This window comes from Hoylesella enoeca JCM 12259 (assembly GCF_000613405.1).
GTDB lineage: Bacteria > Bacteroidota > Bacteroidia > Bacteroidales > Bacteroidaceae > Prevotella > Prevotella enoeca.
This window is the reverse complement of sequence record NZ_BAIX01000096.1, coordinates 1-2,008: the sequence shown is the minus strand read 5'-3', so window position 1 is coordinate 2,008 and position 2,008 is coordinate 1. Positions and strand designations below refer to the sequence as shown.

The 2,008-nt window shown below is 46.6% G+C and carries 4 protein-coding genes; all 4 read right to left on the bottom strand.

Going from position 1 to position 2,008, the window contains the following annotated elements; all coding sequences use genetic code 11:
* Positions 1-147 precede the first annotated feature (147 nt).
* On the bottom strand, positions 148-657 hold the full coding sequence (locus tag JCM12259_RS12680) for a glycoside hydrolase family protein (protein ID WP_025066714.1): 510 nt from the start codon (positions 655-657) through the stop codon (positions 148-150).
* Complete coding sequence (locus JCM12259_RS12675) at positions 644-1,129, bottom strand: DUF3872 domain-containing protein (protein WP_025066713.1); 486 nt, start codon at positions 1,127-1,129, stop codon at positions 644-646. The genes JCM12259_RS12680 and JCM12259_RS12675 overlap by 14 nt, the downstream gene beginning before the upstream one ends.
* Positions 1,130-1,141: 12 nt before the next feature.
* Positions 1,142-1,735 (bottom strand): conjugal transfer protein TraO, encoded by a 594-nt coding sequence (locus tag JCM12259_RS12670; protein ID WP_036889115.1) that lies wholly within the window; start codon positions 1,733-1,735, stop codon positions 1,142-1,144.
* Positions 1,729-2,008 (bottom strand): DUF4138 domain-containing protein (locus JCM12259_RS12665; RefSeq protein WP_025066711.1); only part of this gene is annotated, 280 nt, incomplete at its 5' end. The genes JCM12259_RS12665 and JCM12259_RS12670, both read right to left, overlap by 7 nt.

The window sequence follows — 2,008 nt, the reverse complement described above, 5'->3', positions numbered from 1 at the left end:
ACTTGTTCCTGCTGTATGGGTAGTTTCTCTGTCATATTACTACAAAGGTAATGCTTTTTATGCTTATCTAAGAAAGAAAAATGGATTTTCTTATCTCTCCGATTAAAAGATAAGTTCCCTTGCACGAAAAGTGCAAAAGGTATATTTTCAAGGAAGATAAAACAAGGCAAACTCTACCTTTCTTCGTTTTTCCAGCCCTTTCAAGACCTTTCCCTTGTATCTGCAGAACGAAACATACTCACGATAGATATTTCTGTCTCCTGCCTCAATTTTTCGCAGCAACTGGCTCTTGGGATGCCTGTCATAACCGATCAATCTCCCCACGCCCACATTGTAGGCAAGTAAGGTCAATAGCAGCGCATCCTTGCCATAGCCTTTGAAGTGTTCAAAGCATTTCCATAGGTCAGCACGGAGCAGAAAGTCTGCCTGCCGTTCCGTCATATCCGCCGTGAAGTGCTCTCCTGGTTGCAGCTGATGACCATACCCTACATAAGGAAAATCCTTCGGCTTATTATGAAGTCCCTCAAAGTATTTAACAACAACCACACCACGTTCGAAAGGAGACAAGTCTGCCAACCGCACCCTACGCTGGGCAAGGATGGGCTGGCAGAATAAACATAAAATACAGAATAAAGCAAAGTGTTTAGTTGTCCGCATCCTTCAGTACTTTGGAAACCATTACAGCAGAGGACTTTTCCTTGTCCTCTGTTTTCTTGTTGTTGAAACTGAAAGTCAGCTGCTGAACCCTGCCGAAACTATCCTCCACATACACGTCAATCGTCTGACGGTCGGTGGAGAGCGAGGTGTAGTATAAGCGGAACACTTCCTTTGTCAGCGGATAGCGGTCGTTTGGCTTGAAGACAGTACCGTTATCATTTCTTAGCAAGCCCTTGCCGTCAGACTGGAAATAACGTATCGTATAGCGAGTGTCAGCAAACTCACCGCCTCGCTTCAGTGTGCAGCGTATCTCAGCCGTCTGCCCCCTTACGATGTCCTTCTGAACCGGCATTGTTTCCATCGTAAACGGATAAGACTGCTGAAAATCCAAACCCCTATCACAAGCAGATAGGCAAAACACGGCAAGGGTCAGTACACCCATTACCCAAATCGTATTCAATATCTTCTTCATCTTTTCTTCTACTTAAAAGTTAAACCTTAATCCTGCAGAAACAGCCGGACGGAAACGATGTACGTCCGTTCCAAAGAGGAAACGGCCCTGCGCCTTTACAAGAAAGAGAACCCTGTCCGTAAGGAACGCTTCCACCGAGCCATGCACGGCACCGCCATAGACAAAGCGGGAGCGGTCGAGCAGCGTCGCCCCATCGGGCAGCAGCTTTTTGTCCTTGTTCAGTTGCTCATAGCCACCCAAAGCGGATATGCCGCCATAAAGAAACACGTTCTTACCTCTGTCGGAGAGAACAGGGTGCATATAGCCCACCTGCAAGAGTGCGTCCTTGAGTTTTACGTTATAACTTCTGTACGCCATATTCTGCTGTTCATACTCAACTCCCACAAAGGTGTAGTTCTCCTTTTTGAGATAACGGGTTAGCGATATGCCTACACCGAAATTATCACCTGTAAAGAGTTTCTCACCCTTGATAAGCGGAACACTCCCTACGACCTCTATCCCCCTTTGCTTGGGTATCAGTCGCTGTGCCTGCGATGGCAGACTGAAAGTCATTGCTACCGCTGCACAAACCGATAAAATAATTTTCTTCTTCATAATGCTTACCATTTGAGTTTGAGATTATCAATCTTCTTTGCCCGCTGCAGGTCTTCTGCCGTTACATGAAAGGTCAGCGTACGACCGCCATTTCTCTCATAGAGCGTCACTTCAAGCTGCTTGTCTTCCGCCAGAGAAAACTGTTCGAGCGCAAACACAGCATGTTCACTGCCCATGCCACGCACCTGCATCACCTGATGATAGGCACGAAGCGGCTGTAATACTTGTTCCTGTATAGCGGTACGCTTTGCCATCTTCTTATCTACCACCTTAAAGGTGATGAAA